The 3,927-nt window shown below is 55.5% G+C and carries 4 protein-coding genes and 1 pseudogene; 3 read left to right on the top strand and 2 right to left on the bottom strand.

The window, feature by feature from the left end; translation table 11 throughout:
• Positions 1-26: 26 nt before the first annotated feature.
• A complete protein-coding gene (gene tetR(D), locus OGY13_RS08670) occupies positions 27-683 on the bottom strand; it encodes a tetracycline resistance transcriptional repressor TetR(D) (RefSeq protein ID WP_000113282.1) in 657 nt (218 codons plus the stop codon).
• 95 nt (positions 684-778) lie between these two features.
• Here tetR(D) and tet(D) point away from each other — a divergent pair, with 95 nt between their 5' ends.
• The 3 genes and pseudogenes from tet(D) to OGY13_RS08655 all read left to right on the top strand — a co-directional run.
• Entirely contained in the window at positions 779-1,963 is a 1,185-nt protein-coding gene (gene tet(D), locus OGY13_RS08665) for a tetracycline efflux MFS transporter Tet(D) (protein ID WP_001039466.1), read from the top strand.
• A gap of 94 nt (positions 1,964-2,057) precedes the next feature.
• Positions 2,058-3,167 (top strand): S-(hydroxymethyl)glutathione dehydrogenase/class III alcohol dehydrogenase, encoded by a 1,110-nt coding sequence (locus OGY13_RS08660; RefSeq protein ID WP_000842134.1) that lies wholly within the window; start codon positions 2,058-2,060, stop codon positions 3,165-3,167.
• Positions 3,168-3,188: 21 nt separating this feature from the next.
• Positions 3,189-3,611 (top strand): annotated as a pseudogene (locus tag OGY13_RS08655) (alpha/beta hydrolase-fold protein); the annotation flags it as partial.
• A gap of 45 nt (positions 3,612-3,656) precedes the next feature.
• Here OGY13_RS08655 and OGY13_RS08650 read toward each other — a convergent pair.
• A partial coding sequence (locus OGY13_RS08650) for a DDE-type integrase/transposase/recombinase (protein WP_000629492.1) occupies positions 3,657-3,927 on the bottom strand: 271 nt, incomplete at its 5' end.

Below are 3,927 nucleotides of genomic sequence, written 5' to 3'. Positions count from 1 at the left end.
TTTGAATGGGTTCATGTGCAGCTCCATCAGCAAAAGGGGATGATAAGTTTATCACCACCGACTATTTGCAACAGTGCCGTAAGCTGCACCTCAAACCCCCGGATCAGGCTCTCCAGGCCATGCAGAAAGGCCTGCTCACCATCATCACTGTCCATAATCTGCAGCGCTTCCCGCAATAGCGGCGGCAGGTTTTCGTCCGGTGCTGCAGGGCGGTCGGTCAGGGCGGCAGTATGCTCCTGCTGCTCCAGTACGGCACCAAGGGTAAAATGACTGACCGCTGAAATCGCATATAACCCGTCGCGCAGTGAAAAGCCGTTTTCTGTCATAAAGCGTAACTGGGTTTCCACCGTATCATACTGTTTTTCATCAGGGCGGGTGCCGAGGTGCACTTTTGCCCCGTCACGGTAACGCAGCAGCGCCCGGCGGAAACTCATTGCATTATTGCGCAGAAATGACTGCCAGGATTCCCCCGCCGCAGGCAGTGAATAATCATGATGACGCGCCAGGATCTCCACCGCCAGCGCATCCAGTAACGCCCGTTTATTTTTCACATGCCAGTAAAGTGTCGGCTGTTCTATTCCCAGCTTCTGCGCCAGCTTGCGGGTCGTCAGCCCGTCAATCCCTGTCTCATTCAGCAGTTCCAGTGCCGCATCAATAACCGATTCTCTGTTCAGCCGTGCCATGACCGTCTCCTCCGATTTTCAGATTGACACTCTATCATTGATAGGGATATATTCCAACTCTATCAATGATAGGGAATTAACACAGGATCTGAAAAATGAATAAACCCGCTGTCATCGCGCTGGTGATTACACTGCTGGACGCGATGGGAATTGGTCTGATCATGCCGGTATTACCGTCACTGCTGCGGGAATATCTCCCGGAAGCGGATGTGGCAAACCATTACGGCATTCTGCTGGCGCTGTATGCGGTGATGCAGGTCTGTTTTGCTCCGCTGCTGGGCAGATGGTCAGATAAGCTGGGGCGCAGACCGGTGCTGCTGTTATCCCTGGCGGGTGCCGCGTTTGATTACACACTGCTGGCACTGTCCAATGTGCTGTGGATGTTGTATCTCGGGCGGATTATCTCCGGGATCACTGGTGCCACCGGCGCGGTTGCGGCTTCGGTAGTGGCGGACAGCACGGCGGTCAGCGAGCGTACCGCCTGGTTCGGCCGTCTCGGTGCGGCCTTTGGTGCCGGGCTGATTGCCGGGCCGGCTATCGGCGGACTGGCGGGGGATATCTCACCGCATCTGCCGTTTGTCATTGCGGCAATACTGAATGCCTGCACCTTTCTGATGGTCTTTTTTATCTTTAAACCGGCGGTACAGACAGAAGAAAAACCGGCGGAGCAGAAACAAGAAAGCGCAGGTATCAGCTTTATCACACTGCTTAAACCTCTGGCGCTGTTGCTGTTTGTCTTTTTTACCGCGCAGCTTATCGGGCAGATCCCGGCCACTGTCTGGGTATTGTTTACGGAGAGCCGCTTTGCCTGGGACAGCGCGGCGGTCGGTTTTTCACTGGCGGGACTCGGGGCGATGCATGCACTGTTTCAGGCGGTGGTTGCCGGGGCGCTGGCAAAACGGCTGAGTGAGAAAACCATTATTTTCGCCGGATTTATTGCCGATGCCACCGCGTTTTTACTGATGTCTGCTATCACTTCCGGATGGATGGTGTATCCGGTCCTGATCCTGCTGGCAGGCGGCGGAATTGCACTGCCTGCATTGCAGGGCATTATCTCTGCCGGGGCATCGGCGGCAAATCAGGGAAAACTACAGGGTGTGCTGGTCAGCCTGACCAATCTGACCGGCGTGGCGGGCCCGCTGCTGTTTGCTTTTATTTTCAGTCAGACACAGCAGAGTGCGGACGGTACGGTGTGGCTGATTGGCACGGCACTGTACGGTCTGCTGCTGGCAATCTGTCTGCTGATCAGAAAACCGGCACCGGTGGCGGCCACCTGCTGACCGGCGCTATACAGGCAGCGCTGTTGTGCGGTATGGTGGACGGCATTCGTGCTTATCGCCTGCCATGATAAGCCTCAGACACAGAGGAACCGTTATGAAATCACGCGCAGCAGTCGCCTTCGGGCCGGGTTTACCCCTTGAAATTGTTGAAATTGATGTGGCACCGCCGAAGAAAGGTGAAGTGCTGGTGAAAATCAGTCACACCGGGGTATGCCATACCGATGCCTACACGCTTTCCGGTGATGATCCGGAAGGTCTGTTCCCGGTGGTGCTCGGCCATGAAGGTGCCGGGGTGGTGGTTGAGGTCGGTGAGGGCGTGACCAGTGTGAAACCGGGCGACCATGTGATCCCGCTGTACACCGCCGAGTGCGGCGAGTGTGATTTCTGTACCTCCGGTAAAACCAACCTCTGTGTTGCCGTCCGCGAAACCCAGGGCAAAGGCGTGATGCCGGACGGCACCAGCCGTTTTTCGTATAACGGTCAGCCGCTCTATCACTATATGGGCTGCTCGACATTCAGCGAATATACCGTTGTGGCGGAAGTATCACTGGCGAAAATCAATCCGCAGGCCAATGCGGAGCAGGTTTGCCTGCTCGGCTGCGGCGTGACCACCGGGATCGGCGCGGTACACAATACCGCGAAGGTACAGGAAGGGGATTCTGTGGCGGTATTCGGCCTCGGCGGTATCGGGCTGGCCGTGGTGCAGGGCGCACGTCAGGCAAAAGCGGGGCGCATCTTTGCCATCGATACCAATCCATCCAAGTTTGAGCTGGCAAAACAGTTCGGCGCCACAGACTGCATTAATCCCAATGATTATGACAAACCTGTTCAGCAGGTGCTGGTCGAAATGACCAAATGGGGTGTGGATCATACCTTTGAATGTATCGGCAATGTCAATGTGATGCGGTCGGCGCTGGAAAGTGCGCACCGTGGCTGGGGGCAGTCGGTAATTATCGGGGTGGCGGGTGCCGGAAAAGAGATTTCAACCCGTCCGTTCCAGCTGGTGACCGGCCGGGTCTGGAAAGGCACGGCGTTCGGCGGCGTGAAAGGGCGTACCCAGTTGCCGGGAATGGTGGAAGATGCCATGAGCGGCAAAATCGAGCTGGCGCCGTTTGTCACGCACACCATGGAACTGGATAAAATCAATGAAGCTTTTGATTTGATGCACGACGGCAAATCCATCCGCACAGTCATTCATTACTGATAACGTATTCAGGGAGATACTATGGAACGGATTGAACATCACGTCTGTTTCGGCGGCAGCCAGGAAGTCTGGCGTCACCACTCTGCGGTGACCGGCACGCCGATGACTTTTTCCGTGTTTCTGCCGCCGCAGGCAAAAACAGAGAAATGTCCTGTGCTGTACTGGCTTTCCGGGCTGACCTGCAACGAGCAGAATTTTATCACCAAAGCCGGGGCACAGCGTTACGCAGCGGAACACGGCCTGGTGATTGTCGCGCCGGATACCAGTCCGCGCGGCAGTCAGGTGGCGGATGATAAAGAGTACGATCTCGGCCAGGGTGCCGGGTTTTATGTCAATGCCACACAGGAGCCGTGGAAAGCGCATTATCAGATGTATGATTATATTCTGAATGAGCTGCACACCCTGGTAAGCGGGCATTTCGGCACATCGGAAAAACGGGCACTGTTGCAAAGTTAGCGATGAGGCAGCCTTTTGTCTTATTCAAAGGCCTTACATTTCAAAAACTCTGCTTACCAGGCGCATTTCGCCCAGGGGATCACCATAATAAAATGCTGAGGCCTGGCCTTTGCGTAGTGCACGCATCACCTCAATACCTTTGATGGTGGCGTAAGCCGTCTTCATGGATTTAAATCCCAGCGTGGCGCCGATTATCCGTTTCAGTTTGCCATGATCGCATTCAATCACGTTGTTCCGGTACTTAATCTGTCGGTGTTCAACGTCAGACGGGCACCGGCCTTCGCGTTTGAGCAGAGCAAGCGCG

The sequence above is a fragment of the Citrobacter sp. Cpo045 genome, assembly GCF_030332875.1.
In the GTDB taxonomy this organism is placed as follows: domain Bacteria; phylum Pseudomonadota; class Gammaproteobacteria; order Enterobacterales; family Enterobacteriaceae; genus Citrobacter; species Citrobacter portucalensis.
Note: the sequence above shows the minus strand (reverse complement) of the source record. Positions and strands in the feature narration are given on the sequence as shown.

Coding starts and splice junctions, on each gene's coding strand:
- OGY13_RS08660 (WP_000842134.1), top strand. CDS start 2,058: ATGAAATCACGCGCAGCAGTCGCCTTCGGGCCGGGTTTACCCCTTGAA.